Origin of the sequence: Aliifodinibius sp. S!AR15-10, from assembly GCF_031569985.1 — a bacterium.
Taxonomy (GTDB): domain Bacteria; phylum Bacteroidota; class Rhodothermia; order Balneolales; family Balneolaceae; genus JAMQKA01.
Map to the genome: position 1 here is coordinate 86,022 of NZ_JAMQKA010000014.1, position 15,248 is coordinate 101,269.

At 45.2% G+C, this 15,248-nt stretch carries 13 protein-coding genes; 8 read left to right on the top strand and 5 right to left on the bottom strand.

Annotated elements, in window-relative coordinates:
• Nucleotides 1–502 precede the first annotated feature (502 nt).
• Entirely contained in the window at nucleotides 503–1,270 is a 768-nt protein-coding gene (locus tag NC796_RS11395; protein WP_310684531.1) for an endonuclease/exonuclease/phosphatase family protein, read from the top strand.
• 165 nt (nucleotides 1,271–1,435) lie between these two features.
• On the top strand, nucleotides 1,436–2,422 hold the full coding sequence (locus NC796_RS11400) for an NAD(P)H-quinone oxidoreductase (RefSeq protein ID WP_310684532.1): 987 nt from the start codon (nucleotides 1,436–1,438) through the stop codon (nucleotides 2,420–2,422).
• 5 nt (nucleotides 2,423–2,427) lie between these two features.
• On the opposite strand, the gene NC796_RS11405 is transcribed toward NC796_RS11400, so the two are convergent.
• Nucleotides 2,428–2,832 (bottom strand): transposase, encoded by a 405-nt coding sequence (locus tag NC796_RS11405; RefSeq protein ID WP_409070370.1) that lies wholly within the window; start codon nucleotides 2,830–2,832, stop codon nucleotides 2,428–2,430.
• A 299-nt stretch (nucleotides 2,833–3,131) separates the two neighbouring features.
• On the opposite strand from NC796_RS11405, the gene hisS reads away from it, so the two are divergent.
• A complete protein-coding gene (gene hisS / locus NC796_RS11410) occupies nucleotides 3,132–4,397 on the top strand; it encodes a histidine--tRNA ligase (RefSeq protein ID WP_310684533.1) in 1,266 nt (421 codons plus the stop codon).
• A 1,080-nt stretch (nucleotides 4,398–5,477) separates the two neighbouring features.
• Here the strand turns inward: hisS and NC796_RS11415 are convergent.
• The 3 genes from NC796_RS11415 to NC796_RS11425 all read right to left on the bottom strand — a co-directional run bounded on the left by NC796_RS11415 (nucleotide 5,478) and on the right by NC796_RS11425 (nucleotide 9,041).
• Nucleotides 5,478–6,230: a succinate dehydrogenase/fumarate reductase iron-sulfur subunit gene (locus NC796_RS11415; RefSeq protein WP_409070371.1), complete on the bottom strand. Its 753-nt coding sequence runs from the start codon at nucleotides 6,228–6,230 to the stop codon at nucleotides 5,478–5,480.
• Between the two features lie 109 nt (nucleotides 6,231–6,339).
• Entirely contained in the window at nucleotides 6,340–8,259 is a 1,920-nt protein-coding gene (locus NC796_RS11420) for a fumarate reductase/succinate dehydrogenase flavoprotein subunit (protein WP_310684535.1), read from the bottom strand.
• Nucleotides 8,260–8,342: 83 nt separating this feature from the next.
• On the bottom strand, nucleotides 8,343–9,041 hold the full coding sequence (locus NC796_RS11425; protein ID WP_310684536.1) for a succinate dehydrogenase cytochrome b subunit: 699 nt from the start codon (nucleotides 9,039–9,041) through the stop codon (nucleotides 8,343–8,345).
• 431 nt (nucleotides 9,042–9,472) lie between these two features.
• On the opposite strand from NC796_RS11425, the gene NC796_RS11430 reads away from it, so the two are divergent.
• The gene (locus tag NC796_RS11430; protein WP_310684537.1) at nucleotides 9,473–10,087 is read left to right on the top strand and encodes a YigZ family protein; all 615 of its coding nucleotides are present in this window, start codon (nucleotides 9,473–9,475) and stop codon (nucleotides 10,085–10,087) included.
• A 636-nt stretch (nucleotides 10,088–10,723) separates the two neighbouring features.
• Here NC796_RS11430 and NC796_RS11435 read toward each other — a convergent pair.
• On the bottom strand, nucleotides 10,724–10,924 hold the full coding sequence (locus tag NC796_RS11435; protein ID WP_310684538.1) for a hypothetical protein: 201 nt from the start codon (nucleotides 10,922–10,924) through the stop codon (nucleotides 10,724–10,726).
• A 581-nt stretch (nucleotides 10,925–11,505) separates the two neighbouring features.
• Here NC796_RS11435 and NC796_RS11440 point away from each other — a divergent pair.
• The 4 genes from NC796_RS11440 (at nucleotide 11,506) to gmk (ending at nucleotide 15,239) form a co-directional block, all read left to right on the top strand.
• Nucleotides 11,506–12,063 carry a cob(I)yrinic acid a,c-diamide adenosyltransferase gene (locus NC796_RS11440; RefSeq protein WP_310684539.1) on the top strand — a complete coding sequence of 186 codons (558 nt, stop codon included), beginning with the start codon at nucleotides 11,506–11,508 and terminating at the stop codon, nucleotides 12,061–12,063.
• 88 nt (nucleotides 12,064–12,151) lie between these two features.
• On the top strand, nucleotides 12,152–13,498 hold the full coding sequence (gene glmM, locus NC796_RS11445; protein WP_310684540.1) for a phosphoglucosamine mutase: 1,347 nt from the start codon (nucleotides 12,152–12,154) through the stop codon (nucleotides 13,496–13,498).
• Nucleotides 13,499–13,621: 123 nt separating this feature from the next.
• A complete protein-coding gene (locus NC796_RS11450) occupies nucleotides 13,622–14,503 on the top strand; it encodes a YicC/YloC family endoribonuclease (RefSeq protein ID WP_310684541.1) in 882 nt (293 codons plus the stop codon).
• 157 nt (nucleotides 14,504–14,660) lie between these two features.
• The gene (gene gmk, locus NC796_RS11455; protein ID WP_310684542.1) at nucleotides 14,661–15,239 is read left to right on the top strand and encodes a guanylate kinase; all 579 of its coding nucleotides are present in this window, start codon (nucleotides 14,661–14,663) and stop codon (nucleotides 15,237–15,239) included.
• The last annotated feature ends 9 nt before the right edge of the window (nucleotides 15,240–15,248 follow it).

Here is a 15,248-nt window from a genome sequence, read left to right on the forward strand (position 1 = left end):
ATTATTTTTCAAACAATAGAACCCATCACCAGCTTTAACACCTCAAGCGAAGCTTACACTAAAATTGCTCATTCTTATGTTCTAATTCCTTCAACATAAACCACAACAAAAACATCTATAAGGCGGGCTCTTTTCCCTATTTAATGAAAACGTTTTCAAAAGTCAATCTTTTTAATGCCCGTTACTAATAGTTTAAAGCAATGGATAACCCCGTTTCAGAAACTCTCTCCATAATGCATCACGTACAGGAACATTTTACCTAAATCACCATTTATTAACTATAAAGACAGTTACTGACACCATTATTCCCCTTATGATCATCTCCGAAAAGAACAGAATTTACATTTACTTGACTTTTGCAGACCACAGTAATAATATCCCTTAAATTGAAAACGATTCCATTTCACACTTAGACATATCTTACACCACAAATCTATATTTAGGTGTCATTATGGGGGCGATCATAAAATTCAGTTTCACAATATTTTCTGCACTGTTAATTATGGCATGTGGTGAAATGTCAGGACAGCAAGAAAAGGAAGTACACTTAAGGGTGGCTGCCTATAATGTGGAAGTCGGCAGTAATGCAACCGCACAAGAGATAGGTGAAGCACTATTGCCCTATGATCTTGATATCGTTTGCTTTTCAGAGGCTCCGGGTGGCGGGTCGACTGAAGACGTCGCAAAAGTGCTGGGACTCAGCCATATTGTCGTTGGCCGATATACAACAGCAGGACATCAGGATAAATATAAAAGTATAGCCAGCAGAACCCCGTTATATGATTATGAGGAGATCCTGATGACGGACACGCTACACACGGTCACCAAGGCCAGAACCGCTATTAACGATAAAGAAATCACAATTTATTCTGTGCACTTCCCTTTTGGCTGGAGAGATGCTGAACATATCCGGGAGACAACAGCGAAACTGGCTCATTTTGCCTACTATCTCAGGGAAAAACAGGATGTAGAAACCAGTATTTTGCTCGGTGATTTCAACTTCATTCCCTCAAATGACAACTATATTAGTAACGACTATGAGATGTTCGCAGATGCCGGTTTTGTACCCAGTTGGAACGACCTGGGAACTGATATCACTAAACTTAATACGCACAACGCATTTGATTCGACTGATATTGGAAGCGGCAAGGTGATCGATCACATCCTGTATAACCCCTCGAAAGTTAAAGCACTGGATGGCAGTATTATTGAAATGGAACGACCGTTGTCGGATCACAAACCCGTCTGGGCCCTGTTGCAAGTCAACTAGTGGTATTCCACTAGAATGTATAGTGATTATACCGGTGATTAAACCTATCTACGCCAACGATTTTGTTTTTGGTTATTGAGAGAGACATTCCATCGCATATTTAAAACCTAAGGATTTTGCATATCTTGGTTCCATAAAACCCTGTAACCGAGATATTCTTTTTACATGAAAGCCATTACCGTTCTCAATCCCGGCAAGAACTCCACACTTCAAATACAGGATATAGATACACCTGAACCGGGCGACCACGAAATACAGGTCAAAATTGAAGCCACTGCGCTCAACCGAGCTGATCTTTTACAGCGACAGGGGAAGTATCCTGCTCCCGAGGGCACAAGCAACATATTGGGACTTGAAATGGCGGGGATCGTAGAAAAAGTGGGCCCGGGCGTAACACGCTGGAAGCCGGGCGATTTTGTCTTCTCCCTGCTCCCCGGTGGTGGCTATGCTGAATTTTGTGTTATCCATGAAGAGATGGCGATGCCGATCCCGGACAATCTGTCTTTTGAAGAAGCGGCAGCAATTCCAGAGACTTTTCTAACCGCCTACCAGGCCCTGCACTGGGTGGGACAACTCCAACCAAAAGAAACCGTGCTCATTCATGCGGCAGGCAGTGGCGTCGGGACCTCGGCCATCCAGTTGAGCAGCCATCTTTCTGAAGCTCGTATCCTGGCTACAGCCGGCAAAGACCGAAAGTTGGAGACCGCTCAAACGCTGGGAGCAGACTTCACATATAATTACAAGAAGGTGAACTTTTCCGATCAGATTGAACGGGACCTCGGTTCTAATTCTGTTGATCTGATTATCGATTTTGTCGGGGCCTCCTACTGGAATAAGAACATCAACGTGCTGGCCAAAGACGGAAGGCTCGTGCTGCTGGCCATTCTGGGCGGACACAAAGTCAAGAATATGAGCCTCATCCCGATTCTGCAAAAGCGATTATCGGTTAGAGGTACCACCCTGCGCTCACGTTCGCTTGAGTATAAGATCAAACTCACGCAAGAATTCTCTGCCCGAACGCTCGATCTTTTTGAACGGGATCTCCTCCGCCCTGTCATCGACTCAGTCCACGACTGGCAGGACGCTGAGAAAGCACACCAGCAAATGGCTGACAATAAAAATACGGGCAAAATTGTTTTGACGGGGATGTAGAGCCACTAAATATTGAGTTTATCCTTGGACCAATTGCTTGGATTCTCCCTGATATATTTCCTGATCTCTTCCAGTTCTGTATCATTTCGAATCACGCGTTCAAAATAATTTCTTTGCCATATTTTATCACCAGGCTGTTTATTAATTTGATTAATCTGTCTGGTCACGGCTGCTTTGTATGATCGAACAATAGTAGGGACAGAATTTGACGTTGGTTTTCCAAATTTCTCAACGTTTGATTTCTTGTCTGTTGGGGCACGATGCATCGTGCCCTTACACCACTGCCATTGAATAGTAATGATTCCATGTAAGTGGTTTGGCATCACAACAAACTCATCGATTATTATATTTTCTCGGATTTTCTCAGTTTGCTTCCATTCTTTTCTCCCTATCTCTCCAAAATCATTCAATATCATTCTTCCATTGTAAACGGAGCCAAATATTTTTTCGCGATTACTGACACATAGCGTAATAAATTAGTTTCCAGGTTCAGTATAATCTTTTCCCTTTAGCCTGATGGATTTACGTTCGTGTTTTCTTGGGTTGTACATTTCTTCTCCTCTCTATCTGTGATTGTCTGTGGCTGCTTACATTCAATAGATAGGGTTCAAGCCAAATCCTTACAAAATCATCGAAGATATTCTCCCCAGCCTCTGTTATCTTTGACCAGCTAATTGAAACCGAGACATTTATTAAGAACAACCGATTCATGGCGCAACCGAAATATCGTACGCACGTTGGGATGGTCGATATCCTTCCCGGGGAAGTTGAAAAATGGCAGGCGGTAGAACGCATTATCCACGAAGAAGCCAAAAAATTTAATTTTGAGGAGATTCGCACGCCCATCCTGGAGCAGACGGAGCTGATCGCTCGCGGCATCGGTCAACTTACCGATATTGTCTCCAAGGAGATGTTTGCCTTTGAACGGGGAGACGACCAGTACGTACTGCGCCCGGAGTGCACTGCGCCTGTCGTGAGGGCATTTGTGGGGCATCACCTGGAGCAGCGCGGCGGCACCCAAAATCTCTATTACATCGGTCCCATGTTTCGTGCTGAAAAGCCCCAAAAAGGTCGGCAGCGTCAATTCCACCAGTTCGGCGCCGAAATCCTGGGCAGTGACGACCCGATCGCCGACGTGGAGTGCATGGCCTTCATGATAAGTGTTTATGATCGCGTCGGTATTTCAAATATGAGCTTGAAGATAAATTCTGTAGGGGATCCCGAAAGCCGGGAAGCCTACAAGCAAGCGCTGATTGATTATTTCACGCCTCATAAAGATGAGTTGAGTGAGGTCTCACAGAACCGGTTGGAAAAGAATCCGCTCCGAATCTTGGATTCAAAAGAGGAAGAAGACCAGCCGTTTATTGAAGATGCACCGGTGATCGGTGACTTCCTGAATGAGGAATCGAGCCAGCATTATGCGAAAGTAAAGCAGTACCTCAACGAGCTGGGCATTTCGTATGAAGAGGATCCACACCTGGTACGTGGACTCGATTACTACACCCGCACAGCATTTGAGCTTATCAGTCCGGACCTGGGCGCCCAAGACGCGCTGGCCGGCGGTGGTCGCTACGATCTGCTGGTAGAGGAAGTGGGCGGGCAGCCAACGCCAGCGGTTGGATTCGCGGCAGGCATTGAGCGCCTGCTCTTGGCCTGTAAAGAGATGGATATTGAACTCTCAGAGCCCAAATCCGTCGATCTCTACATCGTGACTATTGGAGATAAAGCCCGAAGCTGGGCGATCCAACAGCTTCCGGAATTCCGAAAGAAAGGATTCTCAGCGACGATGGATTACGCGGGGCGCTCCATAAAATCACAGATGAAAGATGCCGACCGTGAAAATGCTCGGTATACCATTATTGTAGGAGAGAATGAGCTGAATGAAGGCAAGTTCACCTTCCGGGATATGGAGGCCAGCGAAGAAAACCAGCTGCCATTGGATGAGATTTACGGGCGGTTAAAAAAGAAGCTGTAGATTTCTGTACGAAATGGGCTTTTATATACCGAGAGTTGGTCTCGGCTGAGGATTTCTCTAAGCTTCCCAAAACCCGTATTTAGCATCTCAAACTAATATAACTCTTAACTCTGTAGGGCTAAAGGGCTAAAGGGCTAAAGGGCTAAACCCTATGGGATTAAAGGTATAAACCCCATAGGGTTGCTTGTCTTATCCCTATAGTATTGAATGTCTTGGCCCTATAGGGTTTGGGTGTCGAACCCTACGGGATTAATCCTCTTAGCCCTATAGGAATAAATAGCGTGAGTTCTAGCCCGGATTCCTCACCAAGAAATTTTTCCTCAGCAAGGCCCTCCGTCGCGTAAAGGCCTACTTCGCCGAAGTAGCACGGCTACGTAGGCTGAACTATGGAGGGCAGGCGAATGCGGGTTTACTCTCCGAAGCAAAAAGAATAGGCGCCATGGGTAGTAGTGTCCATTTTATTTTCTTACGGGTAAAGGTACCCGAGGTACTGGATTGACGTTCCGCACAGGAGGTACGGAACGAGATGGGATAGGATGAAACATCTCGTGGCTGACCTCTGGTCTGCCATGTCATCCCGCAACCTCTGGTTGCATTAACCTAACGTCAGTTCAATATAAAACCTGTCATTGAGGGATTGCCCCCAAGGGATCGCTGAATCTCCTCTCGATTAGAGCTTATAACACCTGCACTGTAGGATGCAGGAGTAGATGGAGTGGCATCAAAAGCAGCTGAGGTGAGGCGTGAGTATGAGGGTGAAATTAGAACCGGGGATTTACAGGATTAGAGGATCTGCAGGATGGTAATGTTTACCTGAGAAGAGATCCCGAAAATCCTTTGATCCTGCCCATCCTGATTCCAATGGATATGTAAAGTTAGACGATCTTACATACAAGATAATCGGCTATCAAAGCCTCATAGGATAACAGTCATGAGTTATAGCAATTCTTATATCGAACTCAGGCTAACCTAATAAGTGCCTTGAAGAAACCAGTACGATTCATTCTGCACATTGCTTTCATGAAAAAAGGGATGACCTCCAAAGAGATCATCCCCTTCATATCAGGCTAATTCTAAAACCTAAATCTCTTCTCCGGCAAATACCGCTTTCATGTAATTTCGGCGCATCTCAGCGATAGCAGAAATCGATATTCCTTTTGGGCAGACGGCTTCACATTCGGCAAAGTTGGAGCAGTCGCCAAAACCCTCTTCTTCCATCTGTTCAACCATCGAAATAGTGCGGCGCTTTTTCTCCGGTTTACCCTGTGGCAGTCGATTCAAGTGAGCCAGCTTGGCACCGGTAAAGAGTGAGGCTGAAGAGTTCGGGCAGGCAGCAACGCACGCTCCGCATCCAATACAGGTGGCATAATCAAACGCTGTGTCGGCCGTAGCCTTTTCAATGGGGATGGAGTTGGCATCGGGAGCAGAACCCGTTTTTGTAGATACATAACCTCCGGCCTCAATAATGCGATCGAAGGCGCTACGATCTACGACCAGATCCTTGATCACGGGAAATGCTTTTGCACGGAAGGGCTCAACAACAATAGTATCCCCGTCATTATAATTGCGCATGTGCAGCTGGCATGTACAAGTCATAGCTTTCGGACCATGAGCAGTACCGTTGATCACCAGGTTACACGAGCCACAAATTCCCTCGCGGCAGTCGTAATCATATTCAACCGGCACCTCTCCTTTGGCAACAAGCTGCTCGTTCAAAACATCCAGCATCTCAAGGAAGGACATATGCTCATTTACATTGTCCAGGGTGTAATCAACAAGCTTGCCCGGCTTGTCAGGACCGTCCTGCCGCCAGACTTTTAGGTGTATGGTCATTGTATCTGCCATAATTCAATCATGTTTTACAAGAATACGGATAACGCAAAGATCTCGGATTATCGCGGTTTAATTTGTATTTATCCGCTAAATCCGTGTCAACCGTGTTCTATTTATAACTACGTTGTTTCAGTTCTACAAACTCAAATTCAAGATTTTCCTTGTGGAGTTCTTCCTCAAGCTGCCCGTTCAATCCTTTGAACTCCCAGGCTGCTACATATGAAAACTCCTCATCATTTCGGAGGGCTTCTCCTTCCTCGGTCTGGTGCTCCTCACGAAGGTGGCAGCCGGCAGACTCATCGCGATGCAGGGCATCCTCGGCCATCAGTTCACCGAGCTCAAGGAAGTCGGCAACACGACCGGCAAACTCCAGGTATTTGTTGTAATTAGCCGCTTCTCCGGGCACGCGGACATTCTGCCAGAAATCTTCTCGCAACTCGCGAATCTGCTTGATCGCCTTCTTCAATCCTTCTTCGTTACGGGCGATGCCAACCTTGTCCCACATGATCTGTCCCAGTTCGCGGTGATACTCGACGACACTCTTGTCACCTTTCACATTGAGCAATTTGTCGATGTGTCCCTGGGCATTTTGCGCTGCCTCATTGAAGGCGTCATGTTTAGTGTCAGTAGAAGCGATCTCATTATTCGCCAGGTAATTACCAATGGTGTAAGGAATAATGAAATACCCATCGGAGAGTCCCTGCATCAGGGCACTTGCCCCAAGTCGGTTGGCACCGTGATCTGAGAAGTTGGCCTCACCAGCCACAAACAGACCGGGAATGCTACTCATCAAGTTGTAATCCACCCAGAGCCCGCCCATGGTATAGTGCACAGCGGGAAAAATCCGCATCGGCACCTCATAGGGATTATCGCCCGTAATATTCTCGTACATCTCGAAGAGGTTACCATACTTCTCTTCGATCGTCTTTTTACCGTCGCGCTTTATTGCATCACGGAAATCCAGGTATACCGCACGTCCCGTAGGACCTACGCCCATGCCGTCATCACAAACAATCTTGGCGTTCCGGGAAGCCACATCGCGAGGCACCAGGTTTCCAAAACTCGGGTATTTCTCTTCCAGGTAATAGTAACGCTCGTCCTCAGGAATCTGGTTCGGTGGCCGTTCATCCCCTTTCTTTTTGGGGACCCAGACGCGTCCATCATTTCGGAGACTTTCACTCATCAGTGTCAGCTTGGACTGGTAGTCGCCGGAAACCGGGATACAGGTCGGGTGTATCTGCACGTAGCAGGGATTGGCAAAAGCTGCCCCCCGCTTGTGGCAGCGCCATGCCGCTGTTACATTTGAGTTCTTTGCATTGGTGGACAGATAGAACACATTTCCGTATCCACCGGTGGCCAGCACTACTGCATCTGCAATCCATCGCTTGATCTCACCGGAAACCAGGTCACGGGTAATAACTCCCCGGGCTTTTCCATCAATGGTCACCAAGTCCAGCATCTCCTGGCGCGGATGGTAATCAATCTTGCCTTCGTGAATCTGGCGCATCATTGCCTGGTACGCTCCCAAAAGCAACTGCTGCCCGGTTTGTCCGCGGGCATAAAAAGTCCTGGAAACCTGGGCTCCACCAAACGAACGGTTAGCCAGCAATCCGCCGTACTCACGTGCAAACGGCACACCCTGTGCCACGGCCTGGTCAATAATTTCGTTAGAGATCTGCGCCAGTCGGTAGGTATTTGATTCGCGGGACCGGTAATCGCCGCCTTTTAACGTGTCATAAAACAGGCGCCATATGCTGTCGCCATCATTCGGATAATTCTTGGCCGCGTTAATTCCCCCCTGCGCTGCAATACTGTGTGCACGACGGGCCGAATCCTGGATGCAGAAGCTGGTGACATTATATCCAAGCTCAGCTAAACTGGCTGCTGCAGACCCACCGGCCAAACCCGTACCAACAACAATCACGTTATGCTTGCGCTTATTGTTGGGAGCAACCAGTTTAATATCGTTCAGATGGTTGGACCACTTTTCCTCCAACGGTCCAGATGGAACTTTTGAATCTAAGTTCATGAAATAAACTCCATTTTTATTTGGAACACTGATGATACGGAGCCCGGCATGTCTGAGCCCCGGTCCGCCTCATCGGTGCTCTGTCAAGGTGTTAAGAGAGCGCCGGTTCCGCCTGTGAAATAGATGTAAAGCGGAATAAAGATAAAACCGACTGCCATTAAAATGGCAAAGATGATACCAACGGTGTAGATAATCCCGGAAAACTTGTTGTGCTTCATTGTCAATGAGGTGAACGCACTCCAAAACCCGTGCTTGAGATGAAAGCCAAGCAGAATCATGACAAACGTATACCCAAAAGCATACAGCGGACTTTGAAACTTTTCGATCACCAAAGACTTTAGATCACGAGCTGCTTCCCCATCAATCATGACCGTTTCTGTGGCACCAAACTTGAATGTATCGAGGTGAATAACAACGAAAACAAAAAGTACAATGCCGGTAAAAATCATACTTCTAGATGCCCAGCTTACATGGCTTGCTCCACCTTTACTGCTGTAGTCTTTGTATCCCTCCGGCCGCGATTTCCTGCGTTTCAGCCAGATGGATACGCCAAGGTATGCATGCAGGAGAAATCCTACGACAAGCACTGCTTCAATGATATACAGGATCCATCCTAAACTTTCTAAACCAAGAGTGTACTCATTGAAAGCCTGGGCATCTCCAAAAAGTGTAAGATTTCCCGCCAGGTGGCCTATAATGAAAAGGATGAGCCCAACGCCTGTGACCCCGGTTAAAATTTTCCTACCAACTTGTGATTCAAATGCTTGTAAGAATGATGGCATTACGCTATGATCGGTGATTTTTCCTCTTTAAAGTACGGATGCCCAAACGTGTTGTTTAGACCCCCTCGTTCCGAGCAGTGAAAATGAAGCGAAATAAACAAAAAGGCAAGACGAAAAAACCAAATTCAGCCCAAAAGCTTATTAAGACAAAGTCTAAATTAGTAGCAGCCTAAAAAGATAATATTGTTATGTTATTCTTTTACAATTACAAAATTAAGCAATGTATCACCTACTTCGAAACATTTTGGAATCAATACATGGCAAGGGTAATATGCGTTGACTTTTCCTTAAAACAGCATCAATTTTTCTTGTCAATTTCGATACCGGAAAGAGGATGACAACGAAGTCTCAGGGATTAGCCAACTGTAGCAGTTAATGGTCCACCGGGCAACCTGCTTATTTCAATAATTTTACACTTAGTCTTTCAAAAATTGTATACAATTAACAAGGAAGTATCCGCTTCGTATCGCGATAATGGTTCTAAATTTATCGGCTATCTTTTTCCCGCTCTAAATACCGATCTTTTCGACAAAAAGCTCGAAGTGATCAAATCCCAATACCACGACGCCACACACCACTGTTACGCATACCGGATTGATCCCACAAACATACAGGAATTTGCCCAGGATGACGGAGAACCGGGGGGAACTGCCGGACTCCCCATTTTGAATCGGCTTAAATCTGCTGAAATTGTAAATGGAGGGCTGATTGTCGTTCGCTATTACGGCGGGACCAAACTGGGGAAATCGGGGTTGATTGAAGCATATGGCTATACAGCGAAACTCAGCATTGAAAAGGCGGACCTTCAGTCTATTGTCCCAACAGTTAATATGAAGATCACTTATCCGTATAATCGCCAGAATGAGATTGATCAGCTAAAATCCACATTCAGTCTAAAAGAAATGGAGTCGGAGTACCTCGCAGATGTTACCCTGACACTTGCATGCCCAAAGTCTGATGCTCAACGGATGATAGATAAGCTGGACAGGCTGGAACACCTGGGAATTACATACGAAAATCTGGGTGAAAGCTTTGTTACCCAATAATATAATATTGAGATCCTGCTAAAAAGATGTGATACCTATTGTAGCTCTACAATTTTGTCGTTTTATCAAGTAATTATTTTAGGAGAAGAGTCAGAATCATTTCGCGTTAGCAAATATACCGAGAAACACACTACCAAAAAAAGTATGGATTTTTCAATAATTATATCAAAATCTAATTGATCTTTATTTTTCCAAACCGTGTAGAAGATATCTACTACAAAGTATACTGATATAATTAGAATCCTGATCATTAATTTTCGCATAATAGAATTATATTCTAACATGATCTGAATGCTTCTCTGCACTAGAAGTGCGGGGTTATACCCTACTCTGGGACCGATAAAATAGGAGTTAGTCTTATAAAAAATAAGGCTAACTCTATTAAACAGGGCACTTAATCTCTTAATCCATGTTTTCTAATTAATGATGCCCTTTCGTCTGGTGACATTTGTATACGTTTGCTATGAATATCCCATGCACCTGCTAACCATGCAGCCACCTCGGTTATAAACCCGCCACCATTCCATTTTTTCAATTCGTTTAAATTCAGCTCTTTAATTTTTTTATAATTTAAATTCGTATTGGCACGATTATTAGTTGAATTGATAAAATATATCCCTCTTTTCTCTTAATTTATTAAACATTTCTTGCCCATTCTTGACCATTTTTATAAGCTTCCTTAAGATTATCACCGCCTGATTCCCATATATCATTAATCTCATTATATGCAATCCCTATTCCAACAGGAATCCACCATGGTACACCCCCGGATACTTTTTTTAATGATTTGTTTTTTAACTTTTTTACTCCGTATTGTGAATATTCGAAATATTTCATGACTTTAAATTAGTTTATTGAAAATAAGTATATGTCAATGAGGTATCTGAAGTCTCTTAAATTAAACTGAACAAATAAATACAGTGAGACTAAAAATATAGTTGAACTTAAACTGACCATGAAGATATCAAAATAATACCTTGAAAAGGTTCGAAATTTATCGGCTATCTTTCACTTGAGCCATATGGGCACACCGTACAACTTTGCATTTACTAATGCTGATCTGCAGGCAATTGCCCCCACGATCAATGTCAGGATAACCTAACCCTACAATAGGCAGAATGAGCTTAATCAGATTAAATCCACATTCAATCTCAGGGAACTCGAGTCGGAATATCTTTATGTAACCCTGACACTTGCTTGTCCAAAGCCGAGAAACCAGCACATGCTGGATCAATTGGAAAGGCTGGAGCATTGGGTATTGCATATAAAAAACTGGGGGATCGTCGCCGAGTAATAAAATTGGTCACCGCCCTTTTACCCAATCGTGGTAATATTATTAAATAGTTGCTTCCCAAATTGAAGCTGAAACTCTGGTGAGGGCTGCTTACTTTAGCCGTGTCAATGACAGGAATTATCTTATGAAAATTTATACTAAAAAAGGTGATCAAGGTGACACTTCCCTGTTTGGGGGCGACCGCGTCTCAAAGTCATCTGAGAGAATTGAGGCGTATGGCACGGTGGATGAGCTAAACTCCTGGCTGGGCCTGGCGTTGAGCTTTGGGCTTTCCGAGCGAGGAACAGAAATCATGACAACAGTCCAGGAGCATCTTTTTATTTTAGGAGCCGACCTGGCTACCCCATCTTCTGAACGCACTCGGATCGAACGAATAGGAGAAGACCAGGTAAAATCCCTTGAACATGCGATCGACCGGATGGAAGAAGAGCTACCCGAACTTAAAAATTTTATCCTGCCCGGGGGTTCAAAATCCGGAGCCCATCTGCATGTGGCCCGCACCATCTGCAGGAGAGCGGAACGCGCAGTAGTGCGATGTGGAATGGATGAAGAAATTTCTGAATTTGCTATCAAATATTTAAATCGTCTCTCTGACCTGCTTTTTGTAGTGGCACGTTTTGAAAATCACCGTGACGGGAACCATGAGACAAGGTGGAAACCTGAGAGAAACGACAAAAAATAATTATTACTACTGCAATTATAATCAATGAGTTTTGAGTAAAGTGATCTCTACGCTCAAAACTCATAACTTATGAATCAAGAAAAATAACATGGCCTTAATGATTTCTGTCTCGGGTATCCGGGGCGTTTTTGGAACAGACTTAACACCAGAAAATCTTGCTCGTTTTACCGCCGCCTATGGCACATGGATCGACCGTGGAACCGTAGTAGTGGGACGTGACACGCGGGTTACCGGGCAAATTTGTGAAGATATTGTTGTTTCCACCCTGCAATCTGTGGGTTGTGATGTCGTCAAAGTCGGTGTAGTGCCCACCCCCACCGTAGCGATGTCTGTTTTGGAACAGGATGCCGATGGCGCCATTATCCTTTCTGCCAGCCACAATCCCGCCGAATGGAACGCCCTGAAATTGCTGAATGAAAAGAGTGAATTCCTGGACTCAGAACAGGGACAAGCAGTTATTTATATATCAGAAAAACACGAATTCAATTACCAGCAATACAATGCGATCGGCTCGGTATTCACTGACAAGCATGCCATCGACAAGCATATCGAACGTATCCTGGAACTGCCTTATATCGATTCAGACAAAATCTCACAGGCCGGATTTTCAGTTGCAATTGATCCAGTGAATGGAACCGGTGGAATAGCACTTCCGCCGCTGCTGGAGGCACTCGGCGTGCAGACCATCCATAAAATAAATGAAGCTCCCACCGGCATTTTTGCCCACAATCCCGAGCCGCTGCCCGAGCACATGCAGGACATTTGTGCCCTGGTTCGAAATAAATCCTGCGATCTTGGAATTGTCACGGATCCCGATGCCGACCGCCTGGCACTGGTCACCAATACCGGCGAACTTTTCGGCGAAGAGAATACGCAAGCCGCTGCTTTCGATTTTATCCTGAACCAACGGAAAGGAAACGTGGCGACCAACCTCTCATCCTCCCGGGTAGCTGATGATATTGCAAAAAAGTATGGTCAGACCTGCTACCGGTCATCTGTGGGGGAGATCAACGTTGTCAAGAAGATGCAGGAAGTTGATGCCGTAATCGGCGGAGAAGGAAATGGTGGTGTTATCAATCCTGACCTGCATTATGGACGCGATGCGCTGGTTGGTGTAGCCATGGTGCTACAGATGCTGGCCGAACGGGATATAACGCTGGCCGAATATCACGCAAGCCTGCCAAACTATCATATCAGCAAGAAAAAACTGCAGCTGGACGGCATTGACGGAGACCAGGTGCTTGAAAATGCCAAAAAGCTATATGCCGACCACGACCTCATTACGATTGACGGGGTAAAAATTCATTTTGATGAGGGCTGGGTACACCTGAGAAAGTCAAATACAGAACCGATCATCCGTGTATATTCTGAAGCAGCAACGCACAAATTGGCTGATGAACTCGGAGAACGGGTTAAAAATGAAGTGCTGAAATAAGCATATGTGCGTCGCACTTCCAAAGTGCGACGCACATATTTAAATTTCGATCTGAATAGTACTTTTTTATTTTAGATTCATTATTTGTTTCAATTATAATTTTTCGTCTCAACCTAATTTTATATGATAGTATCAATGACCGGCTTTGGACGGGGTGAAGCCTCGTCTGACGGAATTGCACTTACTGCTGAAATACGGGCGGTTAACAGCCGATACCTGGACCTTTCCATCCGGATGCCCCAAGAGATTCAGGAGAGAGAACTCGATTTAAAAGAAATAGTCCAGGAAAAAATTAATCGCGGCAAGTTGAATATAAACATCCGGCTTAACCAGGTGAAGACCGGTGAACCGGAGGTCACATTCAGTGAAGAGCTGGTCAAAGGCTACAAAAAGCTGTTGGAAGATCTCCGTGCGGCGGCAAACATAGACCAGCCGGTAACCCTGCGAAACCTGATGACGTTTAATGATATTTTTGTGAGTCGCGAGCAGGACGAAGAAACCCTTGAAACAATATGGGAGCTCTCCAAAGAAGCAGTCAATGCAGCTATAGAACAGCTTAACCAGATGCGCCGCCAAGAGGGCAAGCAATTGGAAAACGATCTGCATCAGCGCATAACAAACATTGATGAACTGCTGGAAAAGATATCCGTGCTCACCAAAGATCGTGCAGAAGAGGCGCGTGAAAAGCTCACTGAACGCCTGCAAAACCTGATCAGTGATGAGTCTTTGGATCCCGAGCGCCTGGAGATGGAGGTGGCAATACTGGCTGACAAAATGGATATCACAGAAGAAGTTGTCCGCCTGCAGTCACATATCAAATTCTTCCGGGAGGCCCTGGAGCAGGATGAGTCGGTGGGACGTCGACTCAACTTCCTTTCCCAGGAGATCAACCGCGAAATTAATACCATCGGTTCGAAAGCCAACAGTTCTGAAATCTCCAAACACGTGGTTCACGCCAAAGAGAACCTGGAGCAGATCCGGGAACAGGTGCAGAATATTGAATGATGTGGATAGAACACGGATGAGACTGATTGAGCAGATCTACGCTGATTTCTTTTGGACCTGAAGTAGTTCTTTACACTTTATAAGTAACTAAACTCGACTGGATATATAGCGCAAAACGTATCTATTTCAAAAAAATACTCCACTATCTTCAAACCTGATGTCCTCTCAAAAAAACAAAAAAGGCAAAGTTATAATCATAGTGGCGCCGAGTGGTTCCGGCAAAACCACGATCGCCAACATGTTGCTCGAAGATATTGACCGCGTTAAATTTTCCACCTCTGCAACCACAAGATCTCCGCGCGAAGGTGAGAAGAATGGTCGGGAATACTTTTTTCTTACTGATGAGGAGTTCTACGAAAAAATACAGAAAAAGGAGTTTCTGGAATGGGAGCACTATGGCAAAAACCGATATGGCACCCTGCGTTCTGAAGTTGATAAACTTGTGGAATCTGGGTATTTTCCTCTGCTTGATATTGAAGTGAAGGGAGCACTGAATGTGAAACAGATGTACGGCTCCGATTGTATTGCGATCTTTATCAAGCCACCATCGATGGAAGAACTCAAGCGGCGGCTTCTCAACCGGGAGTCTGAAACCGAACAGCAGGTGCAAGTCCGGTTGGAGGAAGCCCGAAAAGAATTGCAATACGCTGATGAGTTCGACTACGTTGTAGTTAATGATGACCTGGAAGAAGCATACAGCCAAGTCAAACAAATTGTCACCAATTTTATTAGTTAAAAGCAGCTT

What these genes read in the sequence shown, in the direction of transcription:
- NC796_RS11395 (WP_310684531.1), top strand. Translation starts at nt 503, where the DNA reads ATGGCATGTGGTGAAATGTCAGGACAGCAAGAAAAGGAAGTACACTTA.
- NC796_RS11400 (WP_310684532.1), top strand. Translation starts at nt 1,436, where the DNA reads ATGAAAGCCATTACCGTTCTCAATCCCGGCAAGAACTCCACACTTCAA.
- hisS (WP_310684533.1), top strand. Translation starts at nt 3,132, where the DNA reads ATGGCGCAACCGAAATATCGTACGCACGTTGGGATGGTCGATATCCTT.
- NC796_RS11415 (WP_409070371.1), bottom strand. Translation starts at nt 6,230, where the DNA reads ATGACCATACACCTAAAAGTCTGGCGGCAGGACGGTCCTGACAAGCCG.
- NC796_RS11420 (WP_310684535.1), bottom strand. Translation starts at nt 8,259, where the DNA reads ATGAACTTAGATTCAAAAGTTCCATCTGGACCGTTGGAGGAAAAGTGG.
- NC796_RS11425 (WP_310684536.1), bottom strand. Translation starts at nt 9,041, where the DNA reads ATGCCATCATTCTTACAAGCATTTGAATCACAAGTTGGTAGGAAAATT.
- NC796_RS11435 (WP_310684538.1), bottom strand. Translation starts at nt 10,924, where the DNA reads ATGAAATATTTCGAATATTCACAATACGGAGTAAAAAAGTTAAAAAAC.
- NC796_RS11440 (WP_310684539.1), top strand. Translation starts at nt 11,506, where the DNA reads ATGAAAATTTATACTAAAAAAGGTGATCAAGGTGACACTTCCCTGTTT.
- glmM (WP_310684540.1), top strand. Translation starts at nt 12,152, where the DNA reads ATGGCCTTAATGATTTCTGTCTCGGGTATCCGGGGCGTTTTTGGAACA.
- NC796_RS11450 (WP_310684541.1), top strand. Translation starts at nt 13,622, where the DNA reads ATGATAGTATCAATGACCGGCTTTGGACGGGGTGAAGCCTCGTCTGAC.
- gmk (WP_310684542.1), top strand. Translation starts at nt 14,661, where the DNA reads ATGTCCTCTCAAAAAAACAAAAAAGGCAAAGTTATAATCATAGTGGCG.